At 69.7% G+C, this 17,344-nt stretch carries 22 protein-coding genes; 10 read left to right on the top strand and 12 right to left on the bottom strand.

What is annotated here, in order from left to right; all coding sequences use genetic code 11:
* Positions 1-9: 9 nt before the first annotated feature.
* Both CVV72_RS16310 and CVV72_RS16305 read right to left on the bottom strand, forming a co-directional pair.
* The gene (locus tag CVV72_RS16310) at positions 10-672 is read right to left on the bottom strand and encodes a response regulator transcription factor (protein ID WP_126731506.1); all 663 of its coding nucleotides are present in this window, start codon (positions 670-672) and stop codon (positions 10-12) included.
* The gene (locus CVV72_RS16305; RefSeq protein WP_219153207.1) at positions 669-1,868 is read right to left on the bottom strand and encodes a sensor histidine kinase; all 1,200 of its coding nucleotides are present in this window, start codon (positions 1,866-1,868) and stop codon (positions 669-671) included. The genes CVV72_RS16310 and CVV72_RS16305 overlap by 4 nt, the downstream gene beginning before the upstream one ends.
* A 110-nt stretch (positions 1,869-1,978) precedes the next feature.
* On the opposite strand from CVV72_RS16305, the gene CVV72_RS16300 reads away from it, so the two are divergent.
* Complete coding sequence (locus CVV72_RS16300; protein WP_219153206.1) at positions 1,979-2,566, top strand: hypothetical protein; 588 nt, start codon at positions 1,979-1,981, stop codon at positions 2,564-2,566.
* Positions 2,563-2,772 carry a hypothetical protein gene (locus CVV72_RS16295; protein WP_125675274.1) on the top strand — a complete coding sequence of 70 codons (210 nt, stop codon included), beginning with the start codon at positions 2,563-2,565 and terminating at the stop codon, positions 2,770-2,772. Before CVV72_RS16300 ends, CVV72_RS16295 begins: the two co-directional genes overlap by 4 nt.
* Here the strand turns inward: CVV72_RS16295 and CVV72_RS16290 are convergent.
* Together CVV72_RS16290 and CVV72_RS16285 are read right to left on the bottom strand one after the other, a co-directional pair.
* The gene (locus CVV72_RS16290; RefSeq protein ID WP_219153205.1) at positions 2,764-3,966 is read right to left on the bottom strand and encodes a hypothetical protein; all 1,203 of its coding nucleotides are present in this window, start codon (positions 3,964-3,966) and stop codon (positions 2,764-2,766) included. The genes CVV72_RS16295 and CVV72_RS16290 overlap by 9 nt on opposite strands.
* Positions 3,963-4,754: a bifunctional 2-polyprenyl-6-hydroxyphenol methylase/3-demethylubiquinol 3-O-methyltransferase UbiG gene (locus tag CVV72_RS16285; protein ID WP_219153204.1), complete on the bottom strand. Its 792-nt coding sequence runs from the start codon at positions 4,752-4,754 to the stop codon at positions 3,963-3,965. Before CVV72_RS16285 ends, CVV72_RS16290 begins: the two co-directional genes overlap by 4 nt.
* 62 nt (positions 4,755-4,816) lie before the next feature.
* Here CVV72_RS16285 and CVV72_RS16280 point away from each other — a divergent pair, with 62 nt between their 5' ends.
* The gene (locus CVV72_RS16280; protein ID WP_219153203.1) at positions 4,817-5,194 is read left to right on the top strand and encodes a hypothetical protein; all 378 of its coding nucleotides are present in this window, start codon (positions 4,817-4,819) and stop codon (positions 5,192-5,194) included.
* A 46-nt stretch (positions 5,195-5,240) separates the two neighbouring features.
* On the top strand, positions 5,241-6,440 hold the full coding sequence (locus tag CVV72_RS16275) for a hypothetical protein (RefSeq protein ID WP_255632713.1): 1,200 nt from the start codon (positions 5,241-5,243) through the stop codon (positions 6,438-6,440).
* A gap of 266 nt (positions 6,441-6,706) precedes the next feature.
* On the opposite strand, the gene CVV72_RS16270 is transcribed toward CVV72_RS16275, so the two are convergent.
* The 3 genes from CVV72_RS16270 to ppgK all read right to left on the bottom strand — a co-directional run bounded on the left by CVV72_RS16270 (position 6,707) and on the right by ppgK (position 9,729).
* Entirely contained in the window at positions 6,707-7,225 is a 519-nt protein-coding gene (locus CVV72_RS16270; RefSeq protein WP_219153201.1) for a pyridoxamine 5'-phosphate oxidase family protein, read from the bottom strand.
* A gap of 94 nt (positions 7,226-7,319) precedes the next feature.
* Positions 7,320-8,720, bottom strand: a complete 1,401-nt coding sequence (locus tag CVV72_RS16265) for an RNA polymerase sigma factor (RefSeq protein ID WP_219153200.1) — start codon at positions 8,718-8,720, stop codon at positions 7,320-7,322.
* 247 nt (positions 8,721-8,967) lie between these two features.
* Entirely contained in the window at positions 8,968-9,729 is a 762-nt protein-coding gene (ppgK, locus tag CVV72_RS16260) for a polyphosphate--glucose phosphotransferase (RefSeq protein WP_219153986.1), read from the bottom strand.
* 67 nt (positions 9,730-9,796) lie between these two features.
* Between ppgK and CVV72_RS16255 the strand changes: the two genes are divergently transcribed.
* A complete protein-coding gene (locus CVV72_RS16255) occupies positions 9,797-10,615 on the top strand; it encodes an inositol monophosphatase family protein (RefSeq protein ID WP_219153199.1) in 819 nt (272 codons plus the stop codon).
* Between the two features lie 82 nt (positions 10,616-10,697).
* Here CVV72_RS16255 and cei read toward each other — a convergent pair whose 3' ends face one another.
* Complete coding sequence (cei, locus tag CVV72_RS16250) at positions 10,698-11,381, bottom strand: envelope integrity protein Cei (RefSeq protein ID WP_219153198.1); 684 nt, start codon at positions 11,379-11,381, stop codon at positions 10,698-10,700.
* Between the two features lie 474 nt (positions 11,382-11,855).
* On the opposite strand from cei, the gene CVV72_RS16245 reads away from it, so the two are divergent.
* Positions 11,856-12,164, top strand: coding sequence for a DUF4193 domain-containing protein (locus tag CVV72_RS16245; protein ID WP_005164528.1), 309 nt, complete (start codon positions 11,856-11,858; stop codon positions 12,162-12,164).
* A 95-nt stretch (positions 12,165-12,259) separates the two neighbouring features.
* Here CVV72_RS16245 and CVV72_RS16240 read toward each other — a convergent pair whose 3' ends face one another.
* Positions 12,260-12,754 (bottom strand): DUF3093 domain-containing protein, encoded by a 495-nt coding sequence (locus CVV72_RS16240; protein WP_219153197.1) that lies wholly within the window; start codon positions 12,752-12,754, stop codon positions 12,260-12,262.
* A 24-nt stretch (positions 12,755-12,778) separates the two neighbouring features.
* On the opposite strand from CVV72_RS16240, the gene dut reads away from it, so the two are divergent.
* Positions 12,779-13,261, top strand: a complete 483-nt coding sequence (gene dut / locus CVV72_RS16235) for a dUTP diphosphatase (protein WP_007033571.1) — start codon at positions 12,779-12,781, stop codon at positions 13,259-13,261.
* A complete protein-coding gene (locus tag CVV72_RS16230) occupies positions 13,261-13,923 on the top strand; it encodes a DUF3710 domain-containing protein (RefSeq protein ID WP_219153196.1) in 663 nt (220 codons plus the stop codon). The genes dut and CVV72_RS16230 overlap by 1 nt, the downstream gene beginning before the upstream one ends.
* On the opposite strand, the gene CVV72_RS16225 is transcribed toward CVV72_RS16230, so the two are convergent.
* Positions 13,920-14,627 carry an alpha/beta fold hydrolase gene (locus CVV72_RS16225; protein WP_219153195.1) on the bottom strand — a complete coding sequence of 236 codons (708 nt, stop codon included), beginning with the start codon at positions 14,625-14,627 and terminating at the stop codon, positions 13,920-13,922. The genes CVV72_RS16230 and CVV72_RS16225 overlap by 4 nt on opposite strands.
* A 103-nt stretch (positions 14,628-14,730) precedes the next feature.
* Here CVV72_RS16225 and CVV72_RS16220 point away from each other — a divergent pair, with 103 nt between their 5' ends.
* Positions 14,731-15,111, top strand: a complete 381-nt coding sequence (locus CVV72_RS16220) for an OB-fold nucleic acid binding domain-containing protein (protein WP_034316985.1) — start codon at positions 14,731-14,733, stop codon at positions 15,109-15,111.
* Between the two features lie 9 nt (positions 15,112-15,120).
* Positions 15,121-15,849, top strand: a complete 729-nt coding sequence (locus tag CVV72_RS16215) for a DUF3159 domain-containing protein (RefSeq protein WP_219153194.1) — start codon at positions 15,121-15,123, stop codon at positions 15,847-15,849.
* A gap of 101 nt (positions 15,850-15,950) precedes the next feature.
* On the opposite strand, the gene CVV72_RS16210 is transcribed toward CVV72_RS16215, so the two are convergent.
* Both CVV72_RS16210 and CVV72_RS16205 read right to left on the bottom strand, forming a co-directional pair.
* Positions 15,951-16,607: a TrkA family potassium uptake protein gene (locus CVV72_RS16210; protein ID WP_016332961.1), complete on the bottom strand. Its 657-nt coding sequence runs from the start codon at positions 16,605-16,607 to the stop codon at positions 15,951-15,953.
* Positions 16,607-17,272, bottom strand: a complete 666-nt coding sequence (locus CVV72_RS16205; protein ID WP_034316979.1) for a TrkA family potassium uptake protein — start codon at positions 17,270-17,272, stop codon at positions 16,607-16,609. Before CVV72_RS16205 ends, CVV72_RS16210 begins: the two co-directional genes overlap by 1 nt.
* Positions 17,273-17,344 lie beyond the last annotated feature (72 nt).

Genomic DNA, 17,344 nt, shown 5'->3' with positions numbered 1-17,344 from the left:
GGTGCGGGTTCACTCCTCCAGGACGACGCCGTTCTCCTGGGCGAGGATCGCCGCCTGCACCCGCGACCGCAGTTCCAGCTTCGTCAGCACCCGGGAGACGTGCGTTTTCACCGTGGTCTCGCCGATGTGCAGCCGGGTCCCGATCTGCGCGTTGGACAGGCCGCCGCCCAGGCACGCCAGCACTTCGCGCTCGCGTTCGGTCAGGTCTTCGAGCCCGTCGGGGACCAGGGAAGGCTCGCGGGTCCCGGCGGCGAAGGCGGCGATCAGCTTTCGCGTGACCTGCGGGGCGAGCACTCCTTCACCCGCCGCGACCAGTTTCACCGCCTCGATCAGCCGCGACGCTTCGACCGACTTCAGCAGGAACCCGGCCGCGCCCGCCCGCAACGCGGCGTGGACGTACTCGTCGAGATCGAACGTCGTCAGCACGAGGACTTCGCACAGCCCCTCCGCGGTCAGCTCCCGGGTGGCCGCGATGCCGTCGACGCCGGGCATGCGCACGTCCATCAGTACGACGTCCGGTTTCAGGGCCTTCGCCTGCCGGACGGCGGTGGCGCCGTCCGCCGCTTCGCCGACCACCTCGATGCCCTCGGCGTTGCCGAGGATCATCATCAACCCGGCACGGATGGCGCCGTGGTCGTCGGCGACCAGCACCTTGATGTTCCCGTCGCTCAAGACCCCTCCAGAGGCAGTTCGGCACGGACCAGCCAGCCACCGCCGGACGGCCCGGCGGCGAGAGTGCCGCCCACCGCGGCGGCGCGTTCCCGCATGTTCAGCAGGCCGAGTCCGGTCCCGCCGTCGTCACCCGAGCCGGAGCCGGGACGAAGATCGTTGCGCACTTCGACGGTGAGTATGCCTCCGTCGGCGCGGATGTCGAGCACGGCCCGGCCACCCGCGGCGTGCTTGGCCGCGTTGGTGAGCGCCTCCTGCGCGATCCGGTACGCGGTCAGGTCGACCGCGGCGGGCAGGTGGGCCGGCTGGCCGGGGGTGGAACCGAGCTCGACCTCCAGCCCGCTCGCCCGCGCGGATTCGACCAGTTTGGACAGTTCGGCCAGCCGGGCGGGCGCGGTCGGCTCGATCTCGCTGTCCCCGGTGGACGGATCCGCGCGCAGCAGCCCGATCATCGCGCGCATCTCGTCCAGCGCGCTCACACTGTTCTCCCGCACCGATTCCAGGACCTTCCTGGACAGTTCCGGGTCGGCGGTGGCCATCGACAGCGCGGCCTCGGACTGGATCGCGATCGCCGAGAGATGCCCGGCGATGACGTCGTGCAGATCCCGCGCCATCTTCGAGCGTTCCCCCGCGACGGCGGCCTTCCGGTCCAGTTCGCCGATCGTGGCCAGCTGGACCGCGTTCGCCCGCTCGTTGTGGGCGATGTCCCGTTGCTGACGGACGTTGGCGGCCCACCACACCGGCGTGACCAGGAACGGCAGGAAGGCGAACGCGACAAGGATCGCCGTCCGCCACTGCGCGGAGAAGAGGAGCGCCAGGCAGACCGCCCCGAGCGTCCCGACCGCGGCGACGCCGATCATCACCCTGCTGACGCGTCGTGAGCCGTACAGCGTGGTCGCGTAGAGGAAGTCGGTGAAGATGACGAAGATCGGCAGCGAGGGACCGAACGCGATGTCCACGCCGAGGACGACCAGCCCGCACATCAGTCCCCAGGGGATCTTGCGGCGCAGCACCTGCAGGAGGCACAACACGGTCAGTTCGGTCAGCCGGATCCACAGCGGCGTGTCGTCCTTGCCGTTGAGCAGCACGTGCATCCCGCTGAGATAGACCAGCACGCCGAGGACCCAGGTGCCGAAGGCGATGGCGAGGTCCTGTTTCCATTCGGCGAGGTGGTTCAGGCGCGGGACGAACGTGGGCACCGCCCCATCCCAGCACACCGGGAGGGGCCGCGGGGTCCTACTAACTGATGACGGTGATCTCGTGCCGTACGCCGACGCGGAGGACCGGTGCGGTCGGCGAGGCTTACGGCGTGAACAAGATCTGGGACTTCATCGCGGAAAACCCGATGGCGGCCGTGGTCGCCGGCGGGGAGATCGGTTTCTGGGTCGCCATCGTCGCCGGCCTCGTGGCCCGCTATCTGCTCAAGCTGAAGCGGACCAGTGTCGTGCTGCTGCTCCTGACCCCGGTGATCGATCTCGTCGTGCTGGTCGCGACGGTCATCGACCTGCGCAACGGCGCCACGGCGAATTTCGTGCACGGCCTGGCCGCGGTGTACCTGGGCTTCAGCGTCGTGTTCGGGCATTCGATGATCAAGTGGGCCGACGTCCGGTTCGCCCACCGGTTCGCGGGCGGGCCGCCACCGCCGCCCAAGCCGAGGGGCCGGGAGAAGCTGCGCACCGAATGGCGTGACTGGTTCAAATGCGTGCTGGCCTGCGGGCTGGCCGCGGGGGTCCTGCTCCTGCTGATCTTCATGGTCGGCGACACCGAGCAGGTCGAGCCGTTGTGGGGCTGGCTGCCGAGGCTGGGGGTCGTGACGGCCATCTGGTTCGCCACCGGGCCGCTGTGGCAGGAACTGTCCCCCAAGGACGAGAGGGTCAAGGAAGGGGCTCGACGATGATCGAACTACTGGGAATCCTCCTGCTGGTGCAGGGCGGGGGCGGGCTGATCAACCGGCTGCTGGGCAGCACGAACCCGAGCTGGTTCGTGCAGCTCCACCTGCTCCCGTCCGGGATGCACGTGGTGGTGAGCGCGCTGATGGTGGCCGGGGGTGTGGGGCTGCTGTTCGCCGAACGGGCCCGCAAGCAGCGCCGCCGGTCAGAGTGAGACCAGCACCTGGAGGACGCCGAGGACGATGGTGACGACCGTCAGGACGACGGTGACCACGGTGAGCCGCGTGACCCGCGCGCTCACCGTGTTCTCGTAGGCGTACCGGGTCTCCTCGTCCATCGCCTCGGCCTGGCGGTCGAGCTGGGCGATGATCCGCTCCACACCCATGCTGGTGACCAGGCGGCGTTCCAGCGAATCGATCTCGGGCGGCAGCACCGAGTGCAGCATCTCGAGGATGTCGTCGAGCGAGCCGCGCAGCAGCCGGGTACGGCTCCCGGATTTCCTCATCGACGCCAGCCACTGGTCGGCCAGTGCCATCCGGATCAGGACGCGTTCGAGGATGAAGAGCATCCCGTGGTCGAGCCCGCCGATCTCGCTGTCGATGCCGAAGTACGGTTCGGCGGCGCCGAACGGGCCGCGCATCAGCTCGTCCTGGTGCTCGACGTACTCGGAGTCCTTGCTGTTGAGGCAGACGATCCCGCCCGCCATCGTGTAGGCGGCGACGAACGAGCGCGTGCCCCACGACGGGCCGAGCGCGTCCCTCGCGACCTCGCGGGGCACGAACCGCCAGCCTTCGTCACTGGTCGCCAGCCCGTAGTAGGGCCGGGGATCGGCGGCGACCCGCTGGGCGGGCGGATGCCCGTCGTGGGACCGCAGCTCGACGCACCAGCCCTTGCGGCCGAGCCCTTCGGTGAGGCCGCAGCCCCTGGTCAGGTCCTCGAAGATGTGGGTGACGGTTTTGAGAAGCGAGGGGAACGTCTTCTCGCCGTAGCCGCCGTGCAGCCCTTTCTCGCCGTTCGCCGTTTCACGGCCCTGAAGGCTTTGCAGCACGGCGATGGCCAGGTCGAATTCGGCGGCGGGACCGTCCGCGGCCGCGCCGGTGATCGTGATGGCGAGGACCAGCGTCATCGCGTGATAGGCGGGATGCCAGGTGACCACGAGTTCGCACGGCAGCCCGACCGCGCCGACGCGGATGGACAGCCGGGAGCCGCCGGTGCGTTTGCGCAGCACCCGTCTTCGCGGTGGTTTCGTGTAACTGGCCAGGAAGTTCTCCGCGGCCGTCCACTCCTCGCCGAGTTTCCCGTCGAGATGGACCAGCAGCCCGCGGTCCCGGCCGCCGTCCAGCACCTTCTCGGCCTCCCGTTCCGACAGCGGGACCGCCCAGGCGAAGGTGAGGAGCAGCGCGGTCATCCGCGGCGGAGGAGAGCGATCAGGTCCCGGCCGAGGTGACGGCGCAGCGGGCCGGAGGCGTTGACCAGTTCGTCGCGGTCGATGTGCTCGTCGGCCGGACCGAGATCGTCGAGGACGTGATACGTCCACTCCCACTCGGTGCGCCAGCCCGCCTCGGCCGCGTCGGCGGTGACCTCCTCGGGATCGAGGTAGTGCACCGGGAGCGCCGGGCCGCCGTCGCGTAATGCTTTGTCGAACTCTTCGCGCGAAACGCGGCGAGAGCGGACTTCGGTACCCGCCTCGACGCTGTCGAGGCTGAACGCGCCTTGCCCGATCGGCGACCGGCTGTAGGCCAGCACCAGTGCGCCGCCGGGCGCGGTGATCCCGGCCAGCCGCCGCAGGATCGGCCGGACGTCCGGCGTCGGCACGTGCTGGATGACGTGGCTGCACAGCACGAGGTCGTACGGGCCGCCGTCCAGTTCGGTGATCGGTGTGACGGTGAACGAGAGCTCGGTGTCTTCGATGGTGGTTTCCCGGGCCTTGGCCAGCCTGTCCGGGTCGGGATCCGCGGCGGTGACGTCGGCGGAGAACCGCGCGAGCCAGGGGAGAAGGCGTCCTTCACCGCAGCCGGCGTCGAGCGCCTTGACCTCTTCGCGCGGGCCGAGGATCGCGGCGAGCTCGTCGGCGACCTTGCCGAGCGCGCGGTCCTCGCTGGCCGTCCAGTAGCCGTCGTAGGGTTCGTGCCGTCGGATGAACACGCCGGTGACATGGTCGCCGGCGTCCGGGTAGCGGTAGCTCTCGGTCAGCACAGTCGCGAATATAGCCCGGATTCGAGGATTCTCCGGTGCTCCGCGCGGGTTTACCCTTAGTCGTGGCCATCGGGCCTGTCGCGCTGTACGCCGTTGTCGCCGTGGCGCCTTCGGTTCTTTTCTGGTGCGCGCTGAAGGTTCCCGAGGTGGTGCGCCGGTGGCGCCGCCGCCGCGAACCCGAGGTCCCGGCGGGCCCGCCCATCGAGAAGCTCGCCGCCGATCTGCGCCGGGTGCACCGCCTGCTGGCGGAACTCCCGCCCGGCGCCTCCGCCGTGCGCCGGTACGGCACCAGGCAGGCGTACGACGCGCTGCTCGTCCAAGCCTGCCGGGAGGTCGAGGTCGACCACCGGCTGGACGCGCTGCCGGAGGGCTTCGACCGGGAGATCGAACGGCTCCGGATCGAGGAATCCCTGGGCGAGCGCGGACTTTCGGTGTCCTGACGAGATTTGTATCGAACGTATGCGCGCGGCCGGGAGGCTCGCGGGTATGAAGAGGCTGGGACTTCTCGCCGCGCTGTTGCTGGTGTTCGGGCTCATCCCCGGGGTCGCGTCGGCCGCGGCCGCCTTCCCGAAGATGGACGCGGCCACGGTCGACGGATTCCGCTGGACGTCCGGTTCGACCTTCGACACCTACGGCGCCCGGATCGCCGCGCTGGAGAAACACCTCCCGCCGAAGGGCCTGCCCGACGTCTTGGCGTCGGCCAACCGGAAGGCGCGGCCGTTGTGCCACGCCACCTATCTCGCGACGGCGCTGAAACCGGCCGGATTCTGCTGGGAAGACGCGAACGACGACAAGACCAACGACTGGATCCCGCAAGGACTGACCGGCTCCGGCGACGCGGACGCGGCGACCGGGAAGGTCGGCGGCAAACGGGTCGTGGCGGCGTCCTGGCACACTCCGGGCGACACCATGGTTCGTCTGTCCTTTGTGGACGCTACCGGACTGGGATACCGGCACGTGCTGCTCGTCGAACCGACGTCGAACGACAACTTCGCCGTCGTGCAAGGACACGGGCACGGCATGACGTGGATCGGGAACCGGCTGTTCGTCGCGACCACCGGGGGAGTGGTGCGGGTCTTCGACACCACGCATTTCTGGAAGGTCGACGACAGCTCCGGCGTCGTCGGCAAGGGCCCGGACGGCAAGTACCACGCGGCGTTCTACGACTACGCGATGCCGCAGGTCGGCGCGTACTGGTACCCCGGCGGAGGCGGCTGCACCAACGCCCCCGGGACGCGGCCGTGTCTCGCGACGATGTCGTTCGACCACAGTGACGGCTCGATCGTGACCTCGGAGCACATCCCGAACGCGGCGGGCGGCCGGGTGCTGCGGTGGCCGTTCGACCGCGCGACAGGCCTGCCGAAGGTGTCCGCCGATGGCACCGTGCACGCGAAGGAAGGCTTCGTGTCGCCGGTGTGGGGCATGCAGGGAGCGGTGGCGCGCAACGGGTATTTCGTGATGACCGGCGTGTGCCCGGAGTACGCCGGGGTGGCGGGCGACCATCCGTCGTGCCTGCACGGCGGGGTCGGCGGCACTTCGACGTCGCGGCTGAGCGGCCGCGCGCCGGTGAACTCGCAGAACCTGTCGTACTGGCCGGCGACCGGGGAACTGTGGCTGATGAACGAGCAGTTGCGGGAGCGGGTGACCGTGCACGTCCCGTGGACGACCTTGACCGGCCGCCCCTGAGTTCGCCCAAGTCCGTGAAGGCCTCCTTGAGGGACCCAGAGTCCCTCAAGGAGGCCTTCACGGACTCGCGAATCGCCACATGCGCCCCACTTGCACCAGCAATCACAACGGCTGCGCGTGAAGACCCCCTTCCCTCGGCTCAGCCGAGGAAACTCGACCTTCACACCTTGCCAGGTACATCAGGTGGACGACACGCGTGATCAGGCGGACGACACGACCGCGGCCGGGTGCCGCCGCGGGTCGTCCGGGCTCAGGCCGTCCGGAGTTCACGGGGCGAAGTCCCAGCGCGTCGCGCCGTGGGGCTCCGCACCCGCCACGCCGATCGCGCGGCGCAGGGTGAGGCGGTACAGATACCAGGGCGGCGGTCCCGCACTGGGCGCGCTGAAGGGGGCCGTGAGCGCGTCGCCCTCGACCGACGCGGGCCAGCCGCCCGTCCGGTAGACCGCCGCCACGCGCTCCAGCGTCGCCGGGTCGGTGACGCGGTGCGCCTCGCCCTCCATCGTGAGGTCGATTCCCCGCAGCCGCACCGAAACGGTGCACGCCGGGCGCGCGGCCAGGTTGCGGGACCGGCGCGTGTCCGGCCCGCCCTTGAAGTACAGGGCGTCGTCCACCCAGACGGCGCCCACGCCTGCCGAGTGCGGACGCCCGTCGGGACGGACTGTCGTCACGAAGAAGGTCAGGTCGGCGGTCGGCGTGTCCTCGGCGAGGATTTCGCGCGGGCGGCTCCACGGCAGTTCCGCGGATCCGTATCGGTCCAGGTTCTCGGTGGCGTGAGGTTTCGTCATACCCACGCGTCGGACGAGCGGGCCGTGTTTCGACACCGGACGCGAAAAACCCCGCCACCGAAACCGGTGACGGGGTCTTCCGTGAACCCCGGGATCAGTCCAGGTAGTCGCGCAGCACCTGCGAACGCGACGGGTGACGCAGCTTCGACATCGTCTTCGACTCGATCTGCCGGATGCGCTCACGGGTCACCCCGTACACCTGGCCGATCTCGTCGAGCGTGCGCGGCTGGCCGTCGGTGAGGCCGAACCGCAGCCGCACCACACCCGCTTCGCGTTCGGACAGCGTCTGCAGCACCGACTGGAGCTGGTCCTGCAGCAGCGTGAACGACACCGCGTCGACCGCGACGACGGCCTCGGAGTCTTCGATGAAGTCACCGAGCTGCGAGTCGCCCTCGTCGCCGATGGTCTGGTCGAGCGAGATCGGCTCGCGGGCGTACTGCTGGATCTCGAGGACCTTCTCCGGGGAGATGTCCATTTCCTTCGCGAGCTCTTCGGGGGTGGGCTCGCGGCCGAGGTCCTGCAGCAGTTCACGCTGTATACGGCCGAGCTTGTTGATGACCTCGACCATGTGCACCGGGATACGGATGGTGCGGGCCTGGTCGGCCATCGCGCGGGTGATCGCCTGACGGATCCACCAGGTGGCGTACGTGGAGAACTTGTAGCCCTTGGTGTAGTCGAACTTCTCGACCGCGCGGATCAGGCCGAGGTTGCCCTCCTGGATCAGGTCCAGGAACGCCATGCCGCGGCCGGTGTAGCGCTTGGCCAGCGAGACCACGAGCCGGAGGTTCGCCTCCAGCAGGTGGTTCTTCGCCCGCTCACCGTCGCGCACGATCCACTTGAGGTCGCGCCGCATCTGGGTGACGAGTTTCTCGCCCTCCTCCTCGGCGTTGCGGACGCGCTCGGCGGCGTAGAGCCCGGCCTCGATGCGCTTGGCGAGCTCCACCTCCTCCTCGGCGTTCAGCAGGGCGACCTTGCCGATCTGCTTGAGGTACGCGCGGACCGAGTCGGCCGAAGCGGTGAGCTCGGCGTCCTTGCGGGCCTGGCGCAGCGCCTCGGACTCTTCCTCGTCCCAGACGAAGTCCGGGTTGTCGGAGGTCTTTCCGGCGTTCTTGTCGGTCGAGGTGCGGCGCCCGCGGGCGGGCGTCTCTTCGACGTCCTCGTCGGACTCCGCGTCCTCTTCCGTCTCCTCGGTGACGGAAGCGTCGACGACGTCCACCTCGACCTCTTCGAGGTCCGAGAGGTCCGGGGTTTCGAGGTCGGCTTCGTCGAGCTCGACCGGACCGTCTTCCGGATCGCCGTCTTCGGTCTTGACGCCCTTGGTGGTGGTTTTCTTGGCCGGAGCCTTCTTCGCCGGGGCCTTCTTCGCGCCGGCCGCCTTGGCGGCGGTCTTGCGCGCCGCGGGCTTCGCCGCGTCGGTGGCTGCCTCGTCGGCCGGCTCGCCGGCTGCGGTCGCTGTCTTCGTCCCGCTTCGGGTTGCGGTTCTTGCGGCTGCCACTTACGCCCTTTCGCAGCGGTCGATCATGACGAGCCGAGGCGTGATGGTCTCGGCTGCCTCAAACTTTCGGGGAACACCCCTCGGCCTGCGGTTTCCCTCGTTTTCGTGGGTGCCGCCGCCGTGGGCCGTGTTCCATTGTAACGACGATACGTGACAGCGTCGCGGCGCGGACCACCACCCGGCGGGCGCGACACGCCGTCCGACCCGCCGAAGTGACATCCGCGGCGCGGATGTCAGCGTGGGCGCGTCAGTGCTCGATGCCCTCCGCGGCGGCGGCCGCCGCGCCGACGATGCCCGCGTTGTTCTGCAACGACGCGACGATCACCGGCGTGCGGATGTCCAGCAGCGGGACCCATTTGTGCGACTTCTTGCTGACCCCGCCGCCGACGATGAACAGATCCGGCCAGATCAGGTTTTCCAGCACGGAGAGATACCTGTTCACCCGTTCCGCCCATTCGGGATACGAGAGTTCTTCGTTGTCCTTCACCGACGCCGCGGCCTTCTTCTCCGCGTCGAAGCCGTCGACCTCGATGTGGCCGAACTCGGTGTTGGGGACGAGCTTCCCGTCCTGGAAGACCGCGCTGCCGATGCCGGTGCCGAAGGTCAGCAGCGCCGTCACGCCGCGCCGCGCGGCCGGGTCGCCCCAGCGGATCTCGGCCATGCCGGCGGCGTCCGCGTCGTTGAGCATCGCGATGTCGTCCACGCCGCGGCCGAGGCGCTTGGCGAACAGGGCGTCGGCGTCGGTGCCGATCCATTTGCGGTCGATGTTGGCCGCGGTGTGCGCGACCCCCTTCTTGACCACCGCGGGCAGGGTGACGCCCACCGGGCCGTCCCAGCCCGCCTGGCCGGTGATCTCGGCGACGACGTCCGCCACCGCCTCCGGGGTCGACGGCTTCGGCGTGTCGATGCGGATCCGGTCGCCGATCAGCTGTCCCTCCGCCAAGTCGACCAGCGCGCCCTTGATCCCGCTGCCGCCGATGTCGATACCGAAACCTCGGGTCGCCTCCACCACGGACGTGGTCCCTTCTCGCACGATTCAGAAGCCTGCCTCGGAGACTTTAACCGGATGTGGTGACATGGCGGACGTGGGAGTTGACGAGACGTTGCTGAAGAGTGTCGCCGAGCGTGTCGCGGGCGAGGCCGCCGAGCTGGTCCACGAGGCCTGGACCGGGATGAACGCGGGCCGCGAGGTGCGCGTGGACACCAAATCCGCGGACACCGACGTGGTGACCGCGGTGGACCACGAGTCGGAACGGCTGGTGCGCGCCCGCCTCGCCGAACTGCGCCCCGGCGACGCCGTGCTCGGCGAGGAGGGCGGCGGGATCGCCGGGGACGGCGTGACGTGGGTGGTCGACCCGATCGACGGGACGGTGAACTTCCTCTACGGGCTGCCCTGGTTCGCCGTGTCCGTGGCCGCGCAGGTCGGCGGGGTGTCGGTGGCGGGCGCCGTCGTCGAACCGGTCAGCGGGCGCCGCTGGACCGCCGCGCGAGGGCAGGGCGCGTTCCTCGACGGGCGGCCGCTGACGGTCAACGCCCCTTCCCGGCTGGATTTGACGCTCGTCGGCACGGGGTTCGCCTACAAGGTCGAACGGCGGACGAAGCAGGCCCGGTTCGTCGCCGAGCTGGCGACCCGGGTGCGGGACGTCCGGCGCAACGGGGCCGCGTCACTCGATCTGTGCGCGGTCGCGGCGGGCTGGCTGGACGCCTACGTCGAGCACGGTCTCGGGCACTGGGACTGGGCCGCCGGGGCGCTCATCGCCGCCGAGGCGGGAGCGCGGGTGTCGTTGCCGGGGGAGGACACGGAGCTGGGGCCGGACGCGACCTTCGCGGTGGCGCCGTCGATCGAAGGGCCGTTGCGTCAGGCGCTGATCGAGTCGGGCGTGAGCGCCATCTGAGCCCCTCGCCCGGCGCTATGAACGGGGCGTTCCTTGCAGAATTTGCCAGGAACGCCCCGTTCGTAGCGCTTGAGGGACTGGCTCAGCAGGGAGCTTCGCGGGCGGCCTTCAGCAGCGCCTGGTCGATCACCGGGGCGCCGCCGCCCGCCGACTGCTCACCGCCACCGCTGCCCTGCTGCGCCTTCGACCATTTCGTGAGCTGGTCGAGCACCTGGCGGGCCTCCGCCTTCGGGCGGACGTCACCGAGCAGGGTGCCGGTGGTGAGCGTGACCGAAGCGTCCTTGCGGTTGTCCTTGACCAGTTCGGCGCACGGGACCACCAGGCTCAGCGTGCGGGCCGCGGCGGCGCCGTTCTCGCCGAAGCGGATCTGGCCGCGGCACTTGGCTTCGGTGTTCTTGTAGGCCGGGTCGACGTCCGGCTCGACGATCTGCGAGAAGCCGAGTTCCCGGAGCGTGCTGGTGACGATGCCGCCCTGGCCGCGGACCTGGGATCCGTTGAGCACCTGGACGGCGACCTTGTCCGGCGGCACCGGTGCCCGGTCGTCGAGCCCGTTGTGCGCCAGCGGCGTGTAGGTGACACCTTCCTGCGGGACGGGCGGCGGATCGCAGCGGACCCTGGCGTCGATATCGGATTTGCTCGCGACGACGTTCATCCAGACGATGACCGCGCCCAGCGCCATCACCCCGATGACGATGAGCGCGGGCAGCGGCTTGCGCTTGCGATACGGCCTCGCCCCGCGGTCCCCGATGCCGTTCCCCGACGCCACCTGACAGTCCCTTCCCCAAAGCCCGGATCCCCGGACGGTGCTTCATCTCACCATCGTGTCCGATCAGCCTATGCGTTGCGGCGAAGGTGATCGGCGCGGGCCTCCGGATAGCACCACGCGATGGCCACTCCGGGCAAGCAGCCGGGCCCAAGGGGTGAGGTACCCGACGCGGGGGCAACCCATTCGGACGACAGGCGTCTTGAACAATGGCTTCATCCCCCTCCCCTCCTGTTCCCCCTGTTGGGTGACGTAATCGCGGCAATGTCTGACTCGTTGCAGAGCCGGTATCAGCGTGAGCTACCCTTCGCGGGCTCAGGCGGCAGTAAGAGGCGCAAAAGAGAGACCTCGCTCACTGCCCAGCCGGGCACAAACAGGGGCGCTGGGACGTTAACCAGCGGCACGAAGGACTCACGAGCCGCGCGCTCGCGGGTCCGGGCCATCTGACATCGAAAGCATCGCAGGGGTGAGGGACTAATGGCGACCGACTACGACGCTCCGCGCCGCAGCGAAGCCGACGAGCTGGCCGAAGACTCGTTGGAAGAGCTGAAGGCAAGGCGTAACGAAAACCAGTCCGGCGTCGTGGACGTCGACGAGGACGCGACCGCCGAGAACTTCGAGCTGCCGGGCGCGGACCTCTCCGGACTTTCCGGTGAGGACCTGACCGTCAAGGTCGTGCCCAAGCAGGCCGACGAGTTCACCTGCTCCGTCTGCTTCCTGGTGCACCACCGCAGCAGGCTGGCCGAGGAGAGTGGCGGACGGCTCATCTGCCGCGACTGCGCCTGAGCCTACGGGCACAGGGGACGGCGCGACAGGGGGTTTCGGGATCTGAACAGGAATAAGGGGGCCGGCCAGGTGGCCGGCCCCCTTTCCTTGTCGTCTCAGGCCTTCTCGGCGGGGTGGCGGAGCAGCGCGGCCACCTTCTCGGGATGTCGGGTACTGAACAGCCAGTACGGCGTCGGGTCGCCGGGGTCGGTGAGCCAGACCCGCACGACCGGGCCGACCCAGCCCCGGTGCAGGACGAAGGCCGCCGGATCGGCGTCGCGGCCGAGCGCCTTGCGCTTCGCTTCCTTGTCGATGACGTCGACGTCGCCGACGAACTTGAGCGGCAGGTGCGCGTCGCGCAGCCACAGCTCCGGCTCGGCGCCGCCGGTCACCTTCACGCGGGACCGGCCGAGCGAGATCATCAGCGCGATCACGGCGGGGATCAGCACCACGTACGGCAGCCACCCGCGCAGCCCGGGATAGCCCATGTCGATCTCCGCCGCCAGCAGCCCCCCGCCCAGCAGCGGCAACGGCCAGCCCCACCACGGGACGTAGAGCCGCTCTGAATGCTTGACGGCGCCGCCTTCGGCCGTGTTCACGCTTTCACCCACGCGTTCAGGGTAGTCTCGCCGCCCGTGTCCACCGTTCAGGTACTGCTTTCCCGGATCGATCCTTCGGTCCCCCTTCCCGCCTACGCGCGCCCCGGCGACGCCGGCGCCGACCTCGTCACGACCTCGGATCTCGTGCTCGCGCCCGGTGAACGCGGCGTCGTCGGAACGGGCGTCGCGATCGCGCTGCCGCCCGGCTACGCGGGCTTCGTCCACCCGCGCTCGGGTCTCGCCGCCCGCGTCGGCCTCTCGGTCGTCAACACCCCGGGCACGATCGACTCCGGGTACCGCGGTGAGATCCGCGTCTGCCTGATCAACCATGATCTCTCCGAGAAGGTCGTGCTCACCCGCGGCGACCGGATCGCGCAGCTGGTCGTGCAACGGGTCGAACAGGCCGAGTTCGTCGAGGTCGCCGAGCTCGAGCCGTCCGAGCGCGGCGAGGGAGGGTATGGCTCCACGGGCGGACACGCCACACTGGGAGCCGGAGCCAGGGAAGGAACGGAGAACTAGTGGGGATTTTCGGACGCAAGCGCGCGAAGCCGACCGGACGGCACGCCGCGCCCGAGGTCGTGGAGCGTCCCGGCAGCGCTGCCGCCGAGGACGCCGACGACGAGATCGAGGCGCAGCTGTCGGAGACCTCCGACGGCCCCTTCGACCTCGCCGACGCGCCCGAGGACGGCATCCCGCGGATCGACCTCGGTTCGGTGAAGGTGCCGGTGCCCGACGGTTCCCAGGTCCAGGTCGAGATGGACCCGGAGAGCGGCGGTGTCCGCGCGGTGCACGTCGTCACCGAACAGGGCCAGATCACCGTCAGCGGCTACGCGGCGCCGCGCTCCGGCGGACTGTGGAAGGACGTCAGCACCGAGCTCACCGAGCAGCTGCGCGCCGACGGCGCCAAGGTCTCGGTCGGCATGGGGGAGTGGGGACTGGAGCTGTCCGCGATCGTCGGTGACGTCGCGCTGCGGTTCGTCGGGGTCGACGGTCCGCGCTGGATGCTCCGCGGCGTCATCGCCGGGCCGCAGTCGCAGGCGTCGCAGGCGCCCGCCGTGCTGCGGGAGATCGTGCGGCACACCATCGTCGACCGCGGTGACGCGCCGATGCCGGTCCGCACCCCGCTGACCATCACGCTGCCCGACGCCGTCGCTCAGCACATCGCCGAGCAGCAGGGCTAGCGAGCTTTCAGCCAGGCAAGGACGGTCGCCCGGCCCAGGGATTCCCGGTCCGCGCCGAGGGCGGTGAGCGTCGACTCGCCCACCTCGGCGCGCGGCAGGGCCTCGGCCCAGGCGCGGGCGACCTCCGCCGGATGGATCGGATCGTCCACGCAGGCGCCGATCCCCGCGGGTACGTCGAGGCCCTTCAGGTCCTCCAGCGACGGGGCGGGATGCCCCGCCGCCGTCCGCAGGCTCGCCGCCAGCCCGTCGCCGTGCCGCCGCCACGCGCGGCCGAGTTCCGCCGAAAGCCACCCCGGGACGCCGTCGGAGGATCGCGCCAGCGCGCCGTCGACCCCATTTGCGGCCACCAGATCCGCTGACAGCCGCGCGGCGAGCGACGCGGGTGCTTGCCCGGCCGGGCCGTTCCAGGCCGGGAGGGCGGCCAGCAGGCCGGTGCAGCGGGCCGGTTCGCGCGCCGCCCACTCCGCCGACAGGTGCGCGCCGAACGAGATGCCACCGACGAGCAGCGGACCGTGCTCGTCGGCCAGCTTGTCCAGCTCCTCGAGATAGCCGTCCGCCAGCCGGTCTCCGGGAGGCGGCGGCGGGGCGATCAGCCGGATGCCGAGCGCACGCAGCGGACCGGCGAACACGGCGCGCACGAACACTTCGTCGGACCCCGTGCCGGGGAGTACTACTGCCGTCGTAGGCGGAATAGCGGAGGTCACGTTGCGATATTCCCCTAAACCCGTTCTCCTGGTCCGAGCACAGTTACGCTGGATTACGCACGGGCCGTTCAAGTCGGGGGCCCCGGAGCACAGGAGCACCGTTATGTCCGCCAAAGACGGCGGCTACTTCAGCCGGCTGGTCCGCAAGCTGACCAGCGACGTCGAGGATCTCGACGCCGACGATCTGTCCGAAAAATCCGAGGCAGGCGGAGCGCAGCGTGCCTGCGACTGCCGGTCGGGTCAAGAGGTGACGGTGCTCGGGAGACTCCGCAGCGTGGAGCTCTGCCCGACCAACGAGGCGGCGACGCTGCAGGCCGAGCTGTTCGACGGCACACAGGGTGTGACGCTAATCTGGCTCGGACGCCGCCGGATCCCCGGGATCGAACCCGGGCGAACCATCAAGGTGCGCGGCCGGATGGCCGAACGTGATGGTCAGAAGGTGCTGTACAACCCCTATTACGAACTTCAGAGCCCTGTGAGTTGATCCCGCATCGTGACTGAACCCGTCGGCGGCGAAGAGAAGACCGAAGACAAGAAGCCCCAGCCCACCCTGTTGGAACAGATGGGCGGGCTGTCCGGACTGTTCTATTCCTCGCTGCCGGTCATCGTGTTCGTGATCGCGAACGCGATCTTCGGGCTCACGGTGGGGATCTGGGCCGCGGTGGGCAGCGCGGTGGCGATCACCGTGCTGCGGATCGTGCGCAAGGAGCCGCTGCAGCCCGCGATCTCCGGCTTCTTCGGGGTCGCGATCGCGGCGTTCATCGCCTACCGGACCGGCTCGGCCAAGGGATTCTTCCTGTTCGGCATCTGGACGAGCCTGGTCTACTGCGGCGTCTTCGTGCTGTCGATCGTCGTTCGCTGGCCGCTCGCTGGCGTGGTGTGGAACGCGCTCAACGGCAGCGGTCACGCCTGGCGCAAGGACAAGAAGTCGCTGATCTCGTACTCGATCGCGACCGCCGCGATGGCGCTGATCTTCGGCGCCCGGTTCGTCGTGCAGCGCTGGCTGTACGACGAGGACTACACCGGCTGGCTGGCCTTCGCGAAGATCGCGATGGGCTACCCGCTGTACGCGCTCGGCCTGCTCACGGTCGTCTGGGCGGTGCGACGGTCGGACAAGCACCTCAAGGCGCAGGCCGAAGAGGCCCCGTGCGAAGAGACCGACGAAGAGATCGAGGCACGACTGCGCGCGAAGTACGCGCAGGCGCCCGCTGTCGAGAACTAGCCTCTCCCGTCAAGCCCGGAATGCCATGAACGGGCCGTTCCTTGCAAATTTCGCAAGGAACGGCCCGTTCATAGCAGCCGAGGTGGGCGTGACAGGGACGTTCAGTAACCCAGCGCGGTCCGGATCTCCGGTTCCACGTCCGAAGTCGCCACGAACAGCAGCTCGTCACCCGGCTCCAGCGGATCCTCGGGCTGCGGCACGATCACGCGGTCCCCGCGCAGGATCGTCACCAGCGCCGCGTCACGCGGCAGGTTGATCTCGCTGACCGCCTTGCCCGCCAGCGGGGTCTCCTCCGGCAGGGTGAGTTCGACGAGGTTCGCCTGGCTCTGCCGGAACGTCATCAGCCGCACCAGATCGCCGACGCTCACCGCCTCCTCGACCATCGCCGCGAGCATCCGCGGGGTGGACACGGCGACGTCGACACCCCAGGCGTCGTTGAACAGCCACTCGTTGGCCGGGTTGTTCACCCGCGCCACCACCCGCCGCACCGCGAACTCGGTCTTCGCCAGCAGGGACACCACCAGGTTCGCCTTGTCGTCGCCGGTCGCGGCGATCACGACGTCGCACTCCTCGATCCCGGATTCCTCCAGGATCGACACCTCGCACGCGTCGCCCAGCACCCAATCCGCCTGCTCGACGGTGTGCGGCTCGAACTGGTCGGCCTCACGTTCGATGAGCATCACCTGGTGGCGCCCGTCGATCAGCTCCGCGGCGATCGACCGGCCCACCGCGCCGGCCCCGGCAATCGCGACCCGCATCAGTTCTCCTCTTCCGGTTCGCGAGCGGCGACGGTGGTCACGTCGCTGACAGTGCCCGATTTCGCGGCGACGTACACGACGTCGTCGGCCTGGATCACGGCCTTGGTGTCGGGCAGCACCGCGGTGCCGAACCGCATCATGAACGCGACCCGCGCGCCGGTGGTGTCCTGCAGTTCGCGCACGCTGCGCCCGACCCAGCCTTCGTGGAGCGGGAGCTGCAGGAGCGCCACGCTGCCGGACGGGTCCCGCCACACCGAGGCGACGCCGTCAGGGAGCAGGGTGCGCAGGAACCGGTCGGTCGTCCACGGCACGGTCGCCACGGTCGGGATGCCGAGCCGCTCGTAGACCGCCGCGCGCTTGTGGTCGTAGATCCTGGCGACGACCTTGTCGACCCCGAAGTTCTCCCTGGCCACCCGCGCCGAGATGATGTTGGAGTTGTCGCCGCTGGACACCGCCGCGAAGGCCCCCGCGCGTTCGATCCCGGCTTCGATCAGCACCTGCCGGTCGAAGCCGACGCCGACCACCTGCTGACCGTGGAAATCACTGCCGAGCCGCCGGAACGCCTGCCTGCTCTTGTCGATGACGGCGACGTCGTGCCCCAGCCGCTCCAGCGCCGCGGCAAGGGATGCGCCGACCCGGCCGCATCCCATGATCACCACGTGCACGCACTGCCTCCTTAGTCAGCGAACGTTTCACCCGTCCGCAGGTACCCAGACACACCAGCGCCGAACCTACCG

The sequence above is a fragment of the Amycolatopsis sp. TNS106 genome, assembly GCF_019330265.1.
Taxonomy (GTDB): Bacteria; Actinomycetota; Actinomycetes; order Mycobacteriales; family Pseudonocardiaceae; genus Amycolatopsis; species Amycolatopsis lurida.
Note: the sequence above shows the minus strand (reverse complement) of the source record. Positions and strands in the feature narration are given on the sequence as shown.